General features: G+C 47.7%; 15 protein-coding genes. 2 read left to right on the forward strand and 13 right to left on the reverse strand.

Annotation, left to right across the window (positions count from 1 at the left end; genetic code table 11):
• From BLS69_RS11120 to BLS69_RS11150, 7 genes are all read right to left on the reverse strand, one after another.
• Entirely contained in the window at window positions 1-663 is a 663-nt protein-coding gene (locus tag BLS69_RS11120) for a 3'-5' exonuclease (protein ID WP_091031447.1), read from the reverse strand.
• 61 nt (window positions 664-724) lie between these two features.
• Window positions 725-1,303, reverse strand: a complete 579-nt coding sequence (locus BLS69_RS11125; protein ID WP_349654648.1) for a histidine phosphatase family protein — start codon at window positions 1,301-1,303, stop codon at window positions 725-727.
• Window positions 1,300-3,522 (reverse strand): class I SAM-dependent methyltransferase, encoded by a 2,223-nt coding sequence (locus BLS69_RS11130; protein ID WP_091031449.1) that lies wholly within the window; start codon window positions 3,520-3,522, stop codon window positions 1,300-1,302. Before BLS69_RS11130 ends, BLS69_RS11125 begins: the two co-directional genes overlap by 4 nt.
• A gap of 30 nt (window positions 3,523-3,552) precedes the next feature.
• Window positions 3,553-4,386, reverse strand: coding sequence for an aminoglycoside phosphotransferase family protein (locus BLS69_RS11135; protein ID WP_091031452.1), 834 nt, complete (start codon window positions 4,384-4,386; stop codon window positions 3,553-3,555).
• 13 nt (window positions 4,387-4,399) lie between these two features.
• On the reverse strand, window positions 4,400-4,990 hold the full coding sequence (locus BLS69_RS11140; protein WP_091031454.1) for a GNAT family N-acetyltransferase: 591 nt from the start codon (window positions 4,988-4,990) through the stop codon (window positions 4,400-4,402).
• A gap of 8 nt (window positions 4,991-4,998) precedes the next feature.
• Window positions 4,999-5,445 (reverse strand): RidA family protein, encoded by a 447-nt coding sequence (locus BLS69_RS11145; protein WP_091031457.1) that lies wholly within the window; start codon window positions 5,443-5,445, stop codon window positions 4,999-5,001.
• Window positions 5,442-6,344 carry an AraC family transcriptional regulator gene (locus BLS69_RS11150; RefSeq protein WP_091031459.1) on the reverse strand — a complete coding sequence of 301 codons (903 nt, stop codon included), beginning with the start codon at window positions 6,342-6,344 and terminating at the stop codon, window positions 5,442-5,444. Before BLS69_RS11150 ends, BLS69_RS11145 begins: the two co-directional genes overlap by 4 nt.
• A 127-nt stretch (window positions 6,345-6,471) precedes the next feature.
• On the opposite strand from BLS69_RS11150, the gene BLS69_RS11155 reads away from it, so the two are divergent.
• Window positions 6,472-7,761, forward strand: a complete 1,290-nt coding sequence (locus tag BLS69_RS11155; RefSeq protein ID WP_091031462.1) for a Gfo/Idh/MocA family oxidoreductase — start codon at window positions 6,472-6,474, stop codon at window positions 7,759-7,761.
• 170 nt (window positions 7,762-7,931) lie between these two features.
• On the opposite strand, the gene BLS69_RS11160 is transcribed toward BLS69_RS11155, so the two are convergent.
• Window positions 7,932-8,276 (reverse strand): hypothetical protein, encoded by a 345-nt coding sequence (locus tag BLS69_RS11160; protein WP_091031464.1) that lies wholly within the window; start codon window positions 8,274-8,276, stop codon window positions 7,932-7,934.
• A 123-nt stretch (window positions 8,277-8,399) separates the two neighbouring features.
• On the opposite strand from BLS69_RS11160, the gene BLS69_RS11165 reads away from it, so the two are divergent.
• Complete coding sequence (locus BLS69_RS11165; RefSeq protein ID WP_091031466.1) at window positions 8,400-8,822, forward strand: hypothetical protein; 423 nt, start codon at window positions 8,400-8,402, stop codon at window positions 8,820-8,822.
• 199 nt (window positions 8,823-9,021) lie between these two features.
• Here the strand turns inward: BLS69_RS11165 and BLS69_RS11170 are convergent, their stop codons facing one another.
• The 5 genes from BLS69_RS11170 to BLS69_RS11190 form a co-directional block, all read right to left on the reverse strand.
• Window positions 9,022-12,195, reverse strand: a complete 3,174-nt coding sequence (locus BLS69_RS11170; protein ID WP_091031469.1) for a bifunctional cytochrome P450/NADPH--P450 reductase — start codon at window positions 12,193-12,195, stop codon at window positions 9,022-9,024.
• A 298-nt stretch (window positions 12,196-12,493) separates the two neighbouring features.
• Complete coding sequence (locus BLS69_RS11175; protein WP_091031471.1) at window positions 12,494-13,048, reverse strand: glutathione peroxidase; 555 nt, start codon at window positions 13,046-13,048, stop codon at window positions 12,494-12,496.
• A gap of 215 nt (window positions 13,049-13,263) precedes the next feature.
• On the reverse strand, window positions 13,264-13,989 hold the full coding sequence (locus BLS69_RS11180; protein WP_091031473.1) for a LutC/YkgG family protein: 726 nt from the start codon (window positions 13,987-13,989) through the stop codon (window positions 13,264-13,266).
• On the reverse strand, window positions 13,979-15,499 hold the full coding sequence (locus BLS69_RS11185; RefSeq protein ID WP_091031475.1) for a LutB/LldF family L-lactate oxidation iron-sulfur protein: 1,521 nt from the start codon (window positions 15,497-15,499) through the stop codon (window positions 13,979-13,981). Before BLS69_RS11185 ends, BLS69_RS11180 begins: the two co-directional genes overlap by 11 nt.
• Window positions 15,496-16,224: a (Fe-S)-binding protein gene (locus BLS69_RS11190; RefSeq protein ID WP_091031478.1), complete on the reverse strand. Its 729-nt coding sequence runs from the start codon at window positions 16,222-16,224 to the stop codon at window positions 15,496-15,498. The genes BLS69_RS11185 and BLS69_RS11190 overlap by 4 nt, the downstream gene beginning before the upstream one ends.
• Window positions 16,225-16,258 lie beyond the last annotated feature (34 nt).

A 16,258-nucleotide genomic window follows, 5' to 3' on the forward strand; every position in this document is an offset into this window, starting at 1 on the left:
TCATGTCAGATACATCTCTGGTATAACGAAACGTTTCATCATCTGCTTGGGATCGGCAGTAAAATGATTCAATTGAAGTTTCTCATATTCGCTAAGAATACATTCAAAGATATCAGCGATCACACTACAATCTGCCAAAGCATTGTGCCTGTGAATTCCATCTGTATTCAGATCATAATACCCAATCAGAAAATCCGTTGAGACGACCTCGGTAATCTCAGGATGAATATAGGTAAACATCGCTTTTGTATCTAGCACCGGGTTGGTCAACATCGGGAGGCCATACTCATCACAATGCCGCTTCAAGATGGGCAGGTCATACTCATATCCGGCTTGTGTCACCAGGACGTTATCCCCTATGAATTCCTGAAAGGTCTGAAATGCTTCTACAAACGAAGGAGCTTCCAACATATCCTCATTCGAAATGCCTGTTAACTTGGCCACAGGTTCTGGTATAGGTTTGTTCGCACGTGCAAGTGAAGAAAATGTTGTATTACATTGTTGACCTCTCTGGTAATGCATCGCACCAAATTGAGTCACACTCTCCACCACAGGATTAATGCCTGTCCCTTCGAGATCAAATATGCAGTACATTCTATCCTGTAATGAAGATACGCTTAGATTTTCAATAAAGTATGTATCAGGCAAAAGCGTAATTTTCATCCGTCCAACTCACTCCTCTCCACTATCATTCTGGTTAATACATTTCTCATATATAACTCTGTCACTCCCACAATCGGGTGACCTGGACCAACTTGCGCGTTCCATCAAACCGCAACTTATAGATATCCGGCATCGTAGTACTTTCCCAGAAATCATAACCGTAGGAAGAATCATAGTGTTGTAAAATAAGCGTCATGACATCTCCATGGGTTCCGATGACTACCTTGTGACCCACATGTTTATCCAAAATTTTCTCGATCGCCGTTACTGCTCTTAAGCGAGCCTGTTCACCAGACTCTCCTCCAGGATACGCATACGTAGGATCACGGTACAATCGTTGCTTGGCTTCACGAAAATTATCATGCCTCACATCCGAACTCGATAACTGGCGTTCACGCAGATCTTCCTCTGTCACCACAATTCCACCTGACCGATCTGCCAGAATCTGAATCGTATCCACCGCTCGCCTGTAAGGGCTAGAATAGAACAGTTGAATCTGCTCCCCATGGAGCAAACTGGCAACCGTTCCCGCATCTTGATGACCTTGCTCTGTTAGTCCACGCTCGCGTTCCTGTCCTTCAACATACCGTGACTCCGCATGTCTAACAAAATACAAAACCGTGCTGGCCTCGCTCATCATCCATCCGCCAATCCTTTCTTCTTCTCAATGACAATCAGGCAGGTACTGTCTGGCAAAGGCGCAGGTTCTCCATCTTCCCTCATAAAGATAATTCGTTCACCTAGTGCCTCCGTGTAACCCTCCTGAAGGAAATGTCGTAACGTAATAATGTCGGCTTGTTCACCCAGCGCTTCTCGAATACAGTTCTCATAGGCTGTTGGCGTGAATATACCGAACTGCTCCTGAATTTCATGGACGTATGCCTCTTCCCCCCACGTATAGGTATAGAGAAATTCCATCGCATCGTTGATCGGCAATACGACCTCATTGTCTGAGACCCGCTCATATTGAATTGCACGTCCCTGAAAATCCTCTGCATACCGCTCCAGCCAGCGCATCCCATCCGGTTCCAGAAAACGAATCCGGCGCTTCTGTGCCTCCGGTTCACTCATGATGCCATCCCGAATCAGAATTCTTCCTCCAGGTGACAGCACACGGAATGAACTTCTCAACGCTGCCACAACCGTATCAGAATTAAATCTTCTACCGTCCAGTTCAATATATGAATATAGTTCATGCAGAATGGATGAAAAAATAACCGTATCCACAGTGCCCGGCTGCACATATTGCTCCAGTTGCAGGGCATCGCCCTTCATCACTTGCCAGCGATGTCCCTCACGCTGTTTTTTGCGTTCCAACGCTTCAATGACATTGGCTGAGATATCGATACCTATCGGCTCCACTTCAGGTTTTTCCTGCTCAATCAGATCCAGCAGAATTCCTCCACCTGGACCAATATCCAGTACCCGTTTACCAACGATATAGTCAAGCAGTACTTTTTTGTAATCACCGGAGCTGTTCATATCGGATAAATACGTCTCTTCGTTGTGGAAACGGTCATAGGCATCCCGGCGTAATCCGAACAGGTCAAATAACAGCAATACAGCTTTCTCGTATAATGGTGACTTTTCCGCTTCGATACAGAATGCAATCAGCTTCTCAGCCGCTGGGGAAAATTCGAAGGTCACAAACAGTGTATCGGGCAGATCCGCATGACGCTCAATGCGATGTGTTAGATGGGGATAGACGATCTGCTCCCCTGCCGTAATCTGTTCCCATGTATACTGTTCCAAATATTTTTCAATCATTCGTTTCTTGTAAATATTGAGCTTCTTGACACCCTTGTAGTCGTAATACATCGTATTCATCAATGGTTCGAAGCTAATATGGCGAACGATTTCAGATCGACTCTCCATAAATGTTGGATTCATACTTTCGCTGCGAAGCGCCAACAGGAACACCTTCACCATCTCCTGCAACGAAAAATCCTGCATGGCCGACTCCACATACCATAATGTGCGATGAGCCAGTGGAGCCAGCGTCTGTTCTAGATCCAGTTCCGTTTGGAGCTTGGCGTAAGCAGTATCCATAGCTTCTCCCTGCCGAATGGATGAACTTCTTAAGCGGGATAACCGTTCCTTCACGCTCCAGTCCTCATGATCCGGTCCAGCGATAATCCAGCCTACAATTCGCTGTACCTCAGCCTGAACCTGAACCCATAACGCTGGATCAACGCCTGCAATAATGCATTCATTTAATGCCATCAGTATGGTGTGCAGTTCATCTGTAGTAAGCCATCCTTTGACGATCAAGGCGTGAAGCGGAGCATTCTCGGCAAATGGAATCTCACCGCGTATGTATTGACCAATAAGTCCATGTGTAGCAACTAGAGTACGTATAATCTCATGCCTTGGAGTATGTGTATTCAGCGCATCATGCTCGCTTATATCCGCATTGTTACTTTGAGCACCACTCGGAGAAGCAGGTTGATATATACTCGTCTCCTTGGTCTTACCGATGTCATTATCCAGGTGCTCTGCCCCTGCGTATAGATCATATAACTGAGCGGACCCCACATTATGTACAAACAGGTTAACGCCCTGTTTTTGCCATACCCGCCGCTGCTCCCGAGATCCGGCCTTCGCCGTCTCTGACCAGATTAATACGTCCTCCAGAATTTCTCGCACCCAAAAAGAAACCTGAAGCTCCTCCAGTACGTGAAGTGTACGCTCGGTGTAATCCAGTACCGGATTTGTTCCCTCAAGTTCGGCAATGGAATGAATGCGTTCGAGGTTAATATGGGGCTTCTCCGCTGCTGCCAGCAGTTGCAGCCATTGCTGCTGGGCTTCCGGCGTGTTACCTGACTTGTATGATTGTATGGCCTTTAATGAATGCAGCATGAATATGTCCCCTCTCTTTCTCTACCCTTTTTATATAATATAGTTAGATTCGTCTAACCGACGAATACGTTCCTGAACAAACTTGAGCAGCTGTTCCACCTCTTGAGCAGGCAAATCCTCGTCAAGACGCGCGGCAGCAACTGGCAGCATCCAGGACTCTATTACTTCACGTGTAATCCCGGAAAGTTGCATATAATGATGGATGTAATATTCGACCAGCGATTCACGAGCCGTTTCAAAACCCATTCGTATAGCAGGATCTGTATCTTCCGGTAATGTGCCGCTCATTAATATTACCCAGCTTCGAGCCACATCACCCGCAGGATCACCGGACATACCAGTCATCCAATCGATGACCCAGTATTGATCGCCAGCCTCACTGAGCATAACATTATCAGGGTGAAAATCGCCATGACAGATCTGCTGTTGATCAGGCAATGTTGTTAAGTAAGAAAGGACTCGCGCTTGATCGTCCTCCGACAATAATCGAACATTGCGAATCGCTCCCGATAAAATCTGCTTCTGTAAGGGGAGCGTCCCTTCATCATCTCGCTCGCAATGAAGTCTGTAATGGCAGTCAGCCATTTTAAACGCCAGCTGCTCCAGTAACTCCGGTTGCTGAATGATAAGTGATAACAGGGTAATCCCCTGGATCCGCTCAAAAACAATGCCAGCACGCGACGTAGTATGTTCTATCAAGGATACTGCCTGTGGGACGGGGAGTCCTTTTTTGTATGCCAACTCACTTATTCTGAATTCATTCTGGACGGCTTCGTGAGGAAAATCCATTCGATATAACTTCATAATGTACTCGTTCGAATACGTATAGATCTCCGCAGTTCTTCCCTGACCGATTCGCTCCATACCTGTCCTCCCTTTACCCAAACTCACTGCCTCTGACTTTGGAGAAAACCATACAATCGACCAGCGTACCTGTACTGTCACGCCGCATCTTGCGCAATATACCTTCCAGCGTATAACCCGCTCGTTTGGCTACTTTGGCACTTCGCACATTGCCGGCATCACAGCGAATCTCCAGCCGGTTCGCCTCCAGATGAGTAATGGCAAATTGCTCAATGCCTTTTACCGCTTCTGTCATCAAACCCTCACCAGTTCGCGATGATCGAATCCAGTAACCGATCTCAAAACAGCGTGCATTCCAGTCAATACGATGTAGCCCGCTGCTACCTACGAAATCATCCGTATGTCTATCACGCAAATGTAACATCATGTCGGTACGTTCCAGATATTTCAGCCTTGCTTTGCGAACAGTCACTTCAGACTCTTCCAATGAAGGGATTTTCTCGGCAAAAGGTAACCACAACCGCAGCTGCTCCGCACTCTCACGGACCGCTTCATTAACGGCTGCGCCATCCCCCCACTGCGGTGCTCGAATCGTGAGGCGTTCCGTATGGAAGCTCTCGGGTATCGTTAACATGATCGGATTAAATGAAGACGACTCTGCCATCGTTATACCTACTCCTCCACTTGAAATATGGAATCTATGATCAGCGGCAAGTTGTCCCTCACAGAAACTGCACCGAATACTGAACGGGCGTGTATTCCCTGTTCCCCGAATACCTCCATCATCAGATCCGAGAACCCATTCAGAACCTTATGATGCTCCTGATATGAAGCGGACGCATTGATAAAGCCCTGCACTTTAACCACTCTCTTCACCCGATCCAGTGAACCCAGCACATCTCGAACGACAGCGAGCACCTCCAGTCCGGCGTTTCGGGCAAATTCATATCCCTGTTCTGTTGTGAAGTCTGATCCCAGTTTGCCGCGTTCAGAGGTATCCGGTCCTTTCCCGGATACATACATGATTCCATTGACAATAACGGCATTGGCATATTTTGCTGCGGGCGCGCTGGCCTGTGGTAAAATGATCCCCAGTTCATTTAATCTTGCTTCAATCATTTTATATTCTCTCCCTCTTTTATGGTCCTCACGGAACCCGATTCCTTGTATTCCTGTCGGTAGACTCTTGGTGATACCTGAACGGTACGTTTGAACATCTTGCCAAAATGAGAGAAGTTACTGAACCCCGCAAGCCAGGCGATGTCCGTGATGGATTCTTCACTTTCTCGCAGTAAATGCTGTGCTTCCTTCACCCGTAACAGATTCAGATAATCACTGAAGGTAAAGCCCGTCGTTTGTTTGAACAATCGACTCAGGTAATGCGGACTAATGCGAAACATGCCCGCCACCTCCGGTAATGTCAGTGGCTTCTGATAGTTCTCATTCAAGTAACGAACAACTGCCTGTGTCTTGGGATGAAGAACCGGCTCACGATCATCGGAGCTTAACCTGCCCAAGTGTTGATTCCGATAGGCATGCAGCAATAATTCAATAGCCCGGTGACGGAGCAACAGGTTGCTTCCAGGTTGAGGACAAAGCATTTCATCCACCATTTCGCTAACCATCCGTTTTAGAACCTCCGTGACCTGTGAAGGAAACCTTACAATAGGAATCTCCCAGCAGAAGGGTTCCTTCAAGCCTTCAACTAACTCCGCGGAAATAGCTATGGCTGCAAAAAGCTCAGGCTTCAAATACAGCACCATCCGCTCATGGTCAGGCATGCCACTCTCCAATGTTTTATGAACCGTATTTCGGTCAACAAACACCAGATCACCAGCCTTTACCCGGTAGGTCCGGTCCTTAATAAAATAGATACGCTCGCCAGACAACAGGTAATACAACTCATAATGATCATGCAGGTGGTCATCCGTCATCGAGAAGTATCCAATGCGACGATCATATTCGATATGTAGTAAATCCGTGGGATCATGAAAATCTGCACTGAAAGGTTCTGTCATGTCGGCCTCTCTCCTTTCCATAAATTATAGCAAAATATGCGGCATTTGAAAGCGGTTACGCATAAAATGCGGCGAAAGAAGTACTCCCTTGTTATAGTCTAGAGCTATATTCAAGGAGGCGATAGACATGAGTAACAAGAAACGTTATGTATTAGTCGGAACCGGCGGCCGCGCTGAATTTTTTTATGGTGCTTTGACCCGGGATTACAGGGATACATCCGAGCTTGTCGGCTTTTGCGATATAAATCAAGTCCGTATGAACTACGCTAATCAACTGTTAAAGGAAAAGTACAATTATCCCGAGGTACCCACCTATACTGCAGATCAATTTGATCAGATGATTGAAAACGAGAAGCCTGACTATGTCATCGTAACCAGCGTTGACCGCACCCATCACAAGTACATCATTCGTGCGATGGAACTGGGTTGTGACGTTGTCACCGAAAAACCGATGACCATCGATGAGGAGAAATGTCAGGAGATTTTGGATGCCGTCAAGCGGACTGGCCAGAACGTCAGAGTAACCTTTAACTACCGTTATGCACCGCACCATACTAAGATTCGGGAACTTATTCTGAATGATACCATCGGGAAAGTTACTTCCGTTCACTTCGAATGGCTGCTGAATACCCGCCATGGGGCAGATTATTTCCGCCGCTGGCATCGGGACAAGCGTAATAGCGGCGGACTGCTTGTGCACAAATCCACCCATCACTTCGACTTGGTGAATTTCTGGATTGGCTCACAGCCAGATACCGTGTTTGCATTTGGTGATCTGATGTATTACGGCAGAGAAAATGCAGAAGAACGCGGTGTAACGCAGTTCTACAATCGGGCAACCGGCAATCCGATCGCAAAGGATGACCCTTTTGCACTGCATTTGGATTCGGATGCTCATATGAAGTCCATGTATCTGGATGCCGAATCAGAAGATGGTTATCAGCGGGATCAGAGCGTATTTGGGGATGGCATCAACATTGAGGATACAATGGGTGTTCTTGTGAAGTATCGGAACAAAGCGATTCTGACGTACTCCCTCGTCGCCTACCAGCCATGGGAAGGTTACCGCATTGCCATTAATGGCACCAAAGGTCGGATTGAGATGAACATTGTGGAGCAATCCTATGTCAATTCATTGGGTGATAAAAGTAAGGAAGGTGCATTGATCGGTAAAACATTGCGGGTTCTTCCAATGTTTGATGCGCCATATGAGGTTGAAGTGGAAGAGAAAGCAGGTGGACATGGCGGAGGTGACCCGGTTCTGCTGAATGATCTGTTTGGAGAGCCTGTTGAAGATCCGTATCATCGCGCTGCTAACCACGTGGACGGTGCCAGATCCATTCTGACGGGTATTGCTGCCAATCGCGCCATCGCGACGGGCTTGCCTGTCAACGTCAATAATCTGGTTCGTTTCTAAGTCTCACACGTCGTTACCATATACGCCAAAAAGCGCAAGTTGCGAAGGCTTACTGCCCTGCACTTGCGCTTTTACATCTCAATATATTCTGTTGCTGATATAAGTAAGATCATGGCCAATTTGATTGGAGAAGAACCCTCCCTCTGGTTACAGAGGAATTGTCTTTCCTTTTAGACCTTCCGGTTCCACGCCGGGTGACGATAAAATTCAATCGTATCAATATAATTTACCGTGAACTGCTGTTCCACATCCGACAAGTTCAACAGTTTGCGGTCGATTTGCTTCATCCCCATGACCACATCGTGCCTTAGCAGGTCCATCGCAATTTTGCCTACAAACCCGCCTTCCATCTCCTTATGCTTGGCACGGAACTCTTCATTGTAGATCAGTTCAGGCGTGAATGCCGCTTCAACGAATGCATTAACGAGCGTAAGCTCATTGCCATCCATCTGTACTGCCAGATAATAATTGCCACGCTCATCCTTAATGAGGTCTTTATACATTTCTACGATCATTTGAATCACTCCTCTATTATAAAAGAAACCCCGTTAGCCGTAACGAACATGGGCTATCAAACGTACACCTTCCTACCCCGTTCCTTCATATACTAGGTATAAATGGCGAACGGAGGAATACTTATGAGCTGGCAGCATCTCCATACTGGAAAAACACTTCAGCAGCGCCTGGCAGAACTCCAGGGGCACCTGGCAGAACTGAATACTCCACTCTCCGGGTTGGAACCGGGACGTATTCGTCGTGTCTATCCAAGGCAGTTTATCAAAGTAAACCGTCAGTTATTCATTCCTCTCAGTCTGAATTCCATTCGAGTATTTGATATTCCTCGAACACGGCGAGGCGTCAGAGTGGGAATCCGCACGACTTTCCCTTCCAAGAATGCATTTAACAATATCAGACTTGTGGGCGTGGGACTAGATTATCTTGAACTCCAGGGAAAAGGCAGAGTCCCTTCCCGTATATTATTTCCTCTCTCCAGCGTCGAGTCGATCTATCGGCCAACCATCGGAAGAAAAAACCTGAAACGGCCTTGTAGGCGGAAGTAAAGCTGGTTCTTTTCGCAAGCCATACAATGGTTCCCGAATGTCTGCATACGGGTGCTCCCTTCCAATATATAATTATAACCCATGCAACCACTTATCTGCTGAAGAATCATTTTATGTCAAAAAGCGGTGAGAACAGAACTGCTTCTGTATCTCACCGCTCAGCCAGTTACGGATCAAGCTGACCCTTCACATGTGTATATCAGATGCCTGTCCATACATCCTTGGCATAACGACCTTCCTGCTGAAGCTGATTAAGCCACTCTTCTGCTTCTTTCGCGGACTTGCCATGAATATCAGCGTATGCCTGCTGGAGTGTAGCTTCCACATCAGGTGCCATCTTGCTGCCATCACCGCAGATATACAGATGCGCACCCTCTTCAAACAAAGGAATCAGGTGACGGGCATCGTCTCTCATCAGATGCTGTACATAACATTTCTCCTCCCCGTCTACACGGGAGAAGGCCGTATGAAGCTTCACAAGCCCTTCTTGCTGGGCTGCTTCCAGTTCATTTTTGTACAGATAATCATGCTCGGGCTTCCGGCATCCAAAGTACAGGTGGGCTTCGCCAACCTCTTGACCTTGTTCCTTCAATACATGCCTTGCCTGCAAGAAACCTCGGAATGGAGCAACACCCGTACCCGGCCCTACCATAATGACGGGAACCTGTGGATCCTCCGGCAGTTGGAAACCCGATTCCGGTGTCCGCGTGAACATGACGATCTCGTCACCCGCTTTCAGGTTAGCCAGATAGTTGGACGCAATGCCTTTGTATTCTCCCTGCCCACTCCATGCCGGGGCACGCACCACACTCACCGTAATACTTGCCTGGTCAGGCTGAACACGCGGTGAACTGGAGATCGAATAATATCTGGCTTTTAATGAAGGCAGTAATTCCAGGAAACGCTCAAACGGCAGTTCACATGCCTCATATTTCACCAGATAATCCAGCATGGAGATCCGTTTGTTCCGAACTTGATCCATATACACCGATTCATCAAGCAGCGCTTCAAGTTCCTTCTTATGCGGTGGACATACCGTGTATGCTGCCATTTCTCTCAACTGTGCACGAGTTGCCGCTTCCTGAAGCTCAACGCTATGACTGAGCAGATCATACAGGTTCACCGGTTGATGCAGCGGCAGATGCGCGGCACTGCGACCGGATGCATCCAGAACGAGATGCTCCGTTCCGGTAAATCCATATCGACGCAATACACGTTCCACCAGTTCCGGTGGGTTCTGCGGCAGAATGCCCAGATGATCCCCTTCCTTGTAGGTTATGCCTTCAGGCAATTGGATCTCCAGGTGACGTGTGCTGCGTTCACTGCCCGCGTCGTGAAGCTCCCTGTTCTCGAGTACTTTTGCCACATGGGCATCATACGTATCCGCAAGCGGTGTTACGGCGAGCCCACTGACAAACTGTACAGATAGTGAGCTGCGTTCGCTATTGGAGCTTGTGTTTAGCTTCAGTCCCATCGTTCGTGCGAGATCCGGCCATAATTGCTCTGTCCAATCCCCCACCTGTTTCTCGAAATCTCCGCTAGCATCTGACTCACCCAGCGGTGATAACCGCTCTGCTCCTCTGGAAGATAACTGTTCATCTATTAAACGCGGAATACGCTGATAGGTGCTGGCCCAGTTGTGGTCACCGCATCCAAGAACAGCGAAACGCACACCTTTGAATTCATTGGCATCCGCATGTTCGATCCACTCGACAAACATCTTGGCATTACTTGGCGGCTGACCGTTATAGGATGCACTGACAATAATGACGGCACCCTCCTTTGGCAGTTTGCCAACACGATCATCCAGCGCAGCGACCTCACTCCGGAAACCCTGATATCTGGCGGTATCCGCAATTTCACGTGCAATGCCTTCAGCTGTACCCAGATTGGAACCGTACAGAACAAGCATCGGTGTGTGGTGTGCATTTGCTGCATCCGGCTCCGTTCTTTTGGCAACCGGCTTTGGTTCTTCGACCGCTACACCCGGAACGGCCATGACTGGCTGCCCCCCACGCGCACGTACACGAATTGTGAAGTTATCCGGTTTAAGCGTCAGCGTTTCTTTCACCTTTAATTGATAATCCGAATGATCTATGAAGTCAAAATGCTTCAACACCATGCCCAGTACCAGCGTTGCTTCCTGAAGTGCAAACTGCTGACCAATGCAGGCCCGTTGACCATTACCAAAAGGTTTATAGGCATCATGCGGCACTTTGCTCGGATCTTCGAACCGTTCCGGGCGGAATTCCTCTACGTCATCTCCCCACGCTTGGCGGTCGCGATGCAGCTTGGGAATAAGCACACTGACGCTGTCTCCTTTTTGCAAAGGATATTGACCCGCAAGTACCGTGTCCTCTTTTGCATACAGAGAAAATGCCGGGGCCGTTGGCCATAACCGCAATGCTTCATTCAAAACCATGCGAACGTACTTCAGATTGCGAACCTGGTTGTACGTGGGAACCGGATCTTTCAGAATCTGATCCACTTCTGCTTGGGCCTTAGCCAGCGTATCCGGATTCTTCATCAGATAATAAACGGCGAAGGATAACAGCCCACTTGTGGTCTCATGTCCAGCAATCAGGAATGTAATAATCTGATAACGGATGTTCTCATCATCCAGTGTTTCTCCCGTTTCCGGGTCCTTGCCGCTGAGCATGTGGGACAACAGATCATCTGCCCCTTCCTGCGGTTTCTCTTTGCGCTCGGCAATAATGTGATCCACCAACGAGAACATGGAACGGATATCCTGTTCAAACTGTTTCTTTTTGGTGATCATCAGCTTGTCTTGCAGACGCAGTCGCTGCAATGAACTCATGGATTCATCCAACGCCCGAACCATGCTCGTAATGAATGGATGTGGTTCTTCCCGGTAGAAGCTGTTAAACCGATAGTTGAACCCACACAGGCCAATCGTGTCGAGCGTAAGACGTGTCATATCATCCGGAACGTTAACCGTCTCATCCGGGTTCAATCGTGACCATTTCTGAACCAACTGCACAGCCAGATCAATCATTTTGTTGTGATATCCCTGCATGGCACGTTGACTGAAACTTGGCAGCAGTACGTTATGGGCTTTTTTCCAATTCGGTTCTTCGGTCCAACTCGTAAACAGTCCATCTCCTGCAAAAGCACGAACCTTCGCAAGGGGTGCCCACACACGTTTGTCGAATTTGGATTCATCCGTTACCTCGGCGACCAGTTCGTGACCGGAAATATACAATTCACTTCGCCCAGGGTACTCCATTCGAAAGATCGGTCCATATTCCTCAGCAAGTTTCACCAAAGATTGTACGGGCTCTTCAAAGTTCAATTGCGGCAAATTGCCCAGTGGGCCAAATGTTTTCGGTTGAGGCACTGAAATTGGTGGCATGACACTCACTCCTTCTTTCCAAGTTAAGAGTTCTACAACTAAAAATAATGACTTGATTTACAGACGCGATTACACTTACTCTTCAGATCAACAGATTCAAGTTATTTTTTGCAGTTTTTCATATTTCATCCAGATAACGATAAAACCATCAAAGAACTAACTGACCGAAATGGTATATTGGTCATTTTTGATTAAAAAAAATGGAGGACTTCGTTATCTTCTTTTACCCTAACATTTCCAGTTCTAATCTTCAACAGTCCCAAAGTCATAGGACCTCAGGACAGGGATTAAGGTATACTTATAATTTCTTTAACAGAATTTGAATAGCCGACTCCATCTCTGATGGAGCAACTGTCGTTTCATAACGGCCATGGACGTTCCCATTGCGGTCAATCAGGAATTTGGTGAAATTCCATTTGATCCCGTCTCCTTGGTACAATTCTGGATGCTTCTCCTTCACAAAAGTGTCCATCCACTGTCCTTCCTTCGTGTCCAGATCATAACCTTTAAACGGCGCTTCTTCAATCAGATAACGGAACAAAGGATGCATCGATTGCCCAACGACCTCAACCTTCTCGAGGATCGGAAAAGATATCTGAAACTGACTCCTGCAATACTCGGCTACCTCAGCGCTACTGCCAGGTTCTTTCTCGTTAAACTGGTTGCATGGAAACGCCAGAATCTCCAGCCCCTGTTCACCATATTTCTCATACATCTGCTGAAGTTCACTGAACTGGCGGGAGTAGCTACACCGACTTGCTGTATTCACAATGAGCAGAACTTTCCCTTTAAAAGCAGAAAAATTACTCTCGTGTCCATCCATAAACGGAACTTGGTAAGAAAATATACTCATCTGTAATTCTCCTCCTCTTTCTCTTTTGTATCTCATGTCAATTCTCTCTTGAGATGAATTATACACCTCTATTGTTAATAGGTTAAATATATAATTAATATAATATTAATAGTTTCTGACTATAGTAGACAAAATAAAAAACTGCCCTCAGCAGACGAATTCTGCACCTAGGACAGTTATCAAAATCATGATGCGCCATCACGTTCAACACACCGTTAACCCATAATTAAACCATATACAATGCCTGGTCCGTGTACCCCAATGGTTAAATCATTTTCAATATCGGAAGATCGGCTTGGCCCTGAAATAAAGTGGATGCCTGCTGGAAGGTTTTCTCTTCCCGCTTCGTCAAATCGATCCAGCGTCTCACCCAGTCTGGTGTACAGTCGATCTACTGGAATAATGATGATGAGTACCGTAGGCAACAGACTCACTGAACGACCTTTTTCCGGTGAAGAAAGTACAGTGACCGAGCCTGTGTATGCTGTCGCATAATCTGCCATGACCACACCGATATCCGCCTCAGCTGCCCGAGCCTTCCAGTTCTCATCCGCCTGACTATTCCACACTGAGATCTGCACATCCGGAAGCTGCTCTTCCAATCCGAGATCTTGTAACGCCTGTTCATTCTGGCGAATGATATATTTGGCACTCAGCTCATGAGATTTGGTGGCAATAAATCGGGACACTTCTTCCAGGTTTTGAACCCGGGCAATGTGTGCGCCTACACTAACAAAGTTATCTGTAAATGCTTGAATACGCTTCTCTTCATCCCATTCCAGCCCAGTCCAAAAGTCGGGTGCTCCCCGAAAGGGTTGGGTCGGCGCATGTCGTTGCCTTGGTCTTCTCAATTTCGAAGCAATGTCATTCATGAACTGCTCCTGTTTCTCCATGGACTTCTTCTCCAATTGCGCGAGCCATTGCTGATGTTCAGTTACCATGCTTAGTACCCTCCCCTTCTTCTCGTTCACGAATAATCTGCTCCATACGGCTGCGAACGGAAGAATCCATGGCGGGTTGCTCCTGGTTCAGTTCCTGATCCAGCTTGTTCCATTGTTGCCGGAAGGATTTCTTGGCGAGACTTGGGGCAACCCGATAATTGTTCCAACCTTTGAGAGGACCCAACTTGAGAGAAATGCCGTTGTTGCGTACAACTGCCTTCTGCCCGATCTGTCCCAGGCGTATGGCCGCACTGAAACGTTTGGAATTGGATACAACAGCGGCAAATCCCTTCATGCCCATGCTTTCCATTTTGTTACCATGGCCGTCTTCCACTTTACGCCTGCGTAGATAAACGAGCATATCATGCAATGGAATTTTAACTGGACATGCTTCATAACAGGCTCCGCACAGACTTGAAGCACCCGCAATATCGTTCCATTCATCAATGTTGCCATTGAGTGCAGGTGTCAGTACCGCGCCAATCGGACCACTGTATGTTCCGCCGTAGGCATGACCTCCAATATGACGATATACCGGGCAAGCATTCAGACAAGCACCACAGCGAATACAATTCAGCAACTCCTGGAATTCAGGATCACCGAGCTGTAAAGATCGACCGTTGTCCACGATAATAATATGCATTTCATCCGGCCCATCAGCATCCGCTGTACGACGCGGACCTGTGATGCCTGACATGTACATCGTTAGTTTCTGACCTGTTGCGGAGCGCGGCAACAAGGTTGCCATGACCTCCAGATCCGTCCACGACGGGATAATCCGCTCCATCCCCATCAGTGTAATCTGCGTTTTTGGAACAGTGGATACCATACGGGCATTGCCTTCATTTTCGAACAAAACCATGGAACCCGTCTCTGCAATCGCAAAATTGCAGCCGGTCATGCCAATATCCGCTTCCAGGAATTTCTCGCGCAGCTTTTTGCGAACAAATCCGGCAAGTACCGTCGTATCCGGCTCCAGAATTTCACCCGCTTCCTTCGACAACAACTCTGCAATCTGATAGCGGTTTTTATGGATGGCTGGAATGACAATATGAGAAGGGGCTTCGCCTGCCAACTGAATGATATATTCACCCAGGTCAGTCTCGATGGCTTCAATCCCCGCCGACTCCAACACATGATTTAGATGTACTTCCTCCGACACCATCGATTTGGACTTCACCACCGTAGAAGCCTGCTTGTGCGCCGCAATATCCAGCGCAATCGCCGCTGCTTCCACCGATGTATCTGCAAAATGAATATGAACCCCGTTCGCACGGGCGTTATTCACAAATTCATTCAGATAATAATCCAGATGCGCAATCGTATGCAGACGAATCTGACGGCCACGCTCCCGCCATTCATCCCAGTTTCCATGTTCTTCTGAGGCAGATTTCTTCCCGTTACGCAATCGTTCTGTCGTGAATTTGACCGCTTTACGCAGAAAATCATCATTCAAGGCCAGTCCGGCACGTTCTTTGACCGTAGTATCCATAACTCCCGGTTGGCTCATCCTGTTCGCACCCCCTCATACAGTAGTTCCGCCAGATGCATCACACGCACCGGTTCATTCCGATAACGCAGATTACCTGCGATATTCATCAGACAGGCCATGTCCAGACCAACCAGCACTTCAGCTTGTGTCTCTTTGACATGATCAACTTTCTCCGTCACCATCGCTCCTGAAATATCGGACATTTTGATGGCAAACGTACCCCCGAACCCGCAGCAATCCTCAGCGAATGGAAGTGGAACCAATTCCAGACCTTTTACTTGAGAGAGCAGCGCCATCGGCTCATCCTTTACACCAAGCAGACGGCTGCCGTGGCAGGATGGATGATAGGTTACTTTGTGCGGAAAATGTGCGCCCAGATCGGTTATCCCGAGTACCTGAACAAGGAATTGAGTAAACTCATAGGCTTTGGCTTCCAATCGTTTTGCCTTTTCCAGCCACACCGGTTCATCCGCGAACAGTTCCGGATAATGATGAATCATATACGTACACGATCCGGATGGACAGACTACAAAATCACTGTCGTCAAACGCTTCAAGAATCGTCTTGGCCGCTACCCGAGTCTCATCCCAGTACCCGCTATTGTAGGAAGGCTGACCGCAGCAGGTCTGAATCGGCGGAAAATCCAGCCGAACGCCATGAGCGGCGAGCAATCTGACCATGGCTTCCCCCACTCGGGGATAGATGGCATCGCTGAGGCAGGTAATGAATAAGGAGACCTTCATAATTACACGCTCCTATTAACTGATTAGTAGATGA

This window comes from Paenibacillus sp. CF095 (assembly GCF_900101225.1).
Lineage (GTDB): Bacteria > Bacillota > Bacilli > Paenibacillales > Paenibacillaceae > Paenibacillus.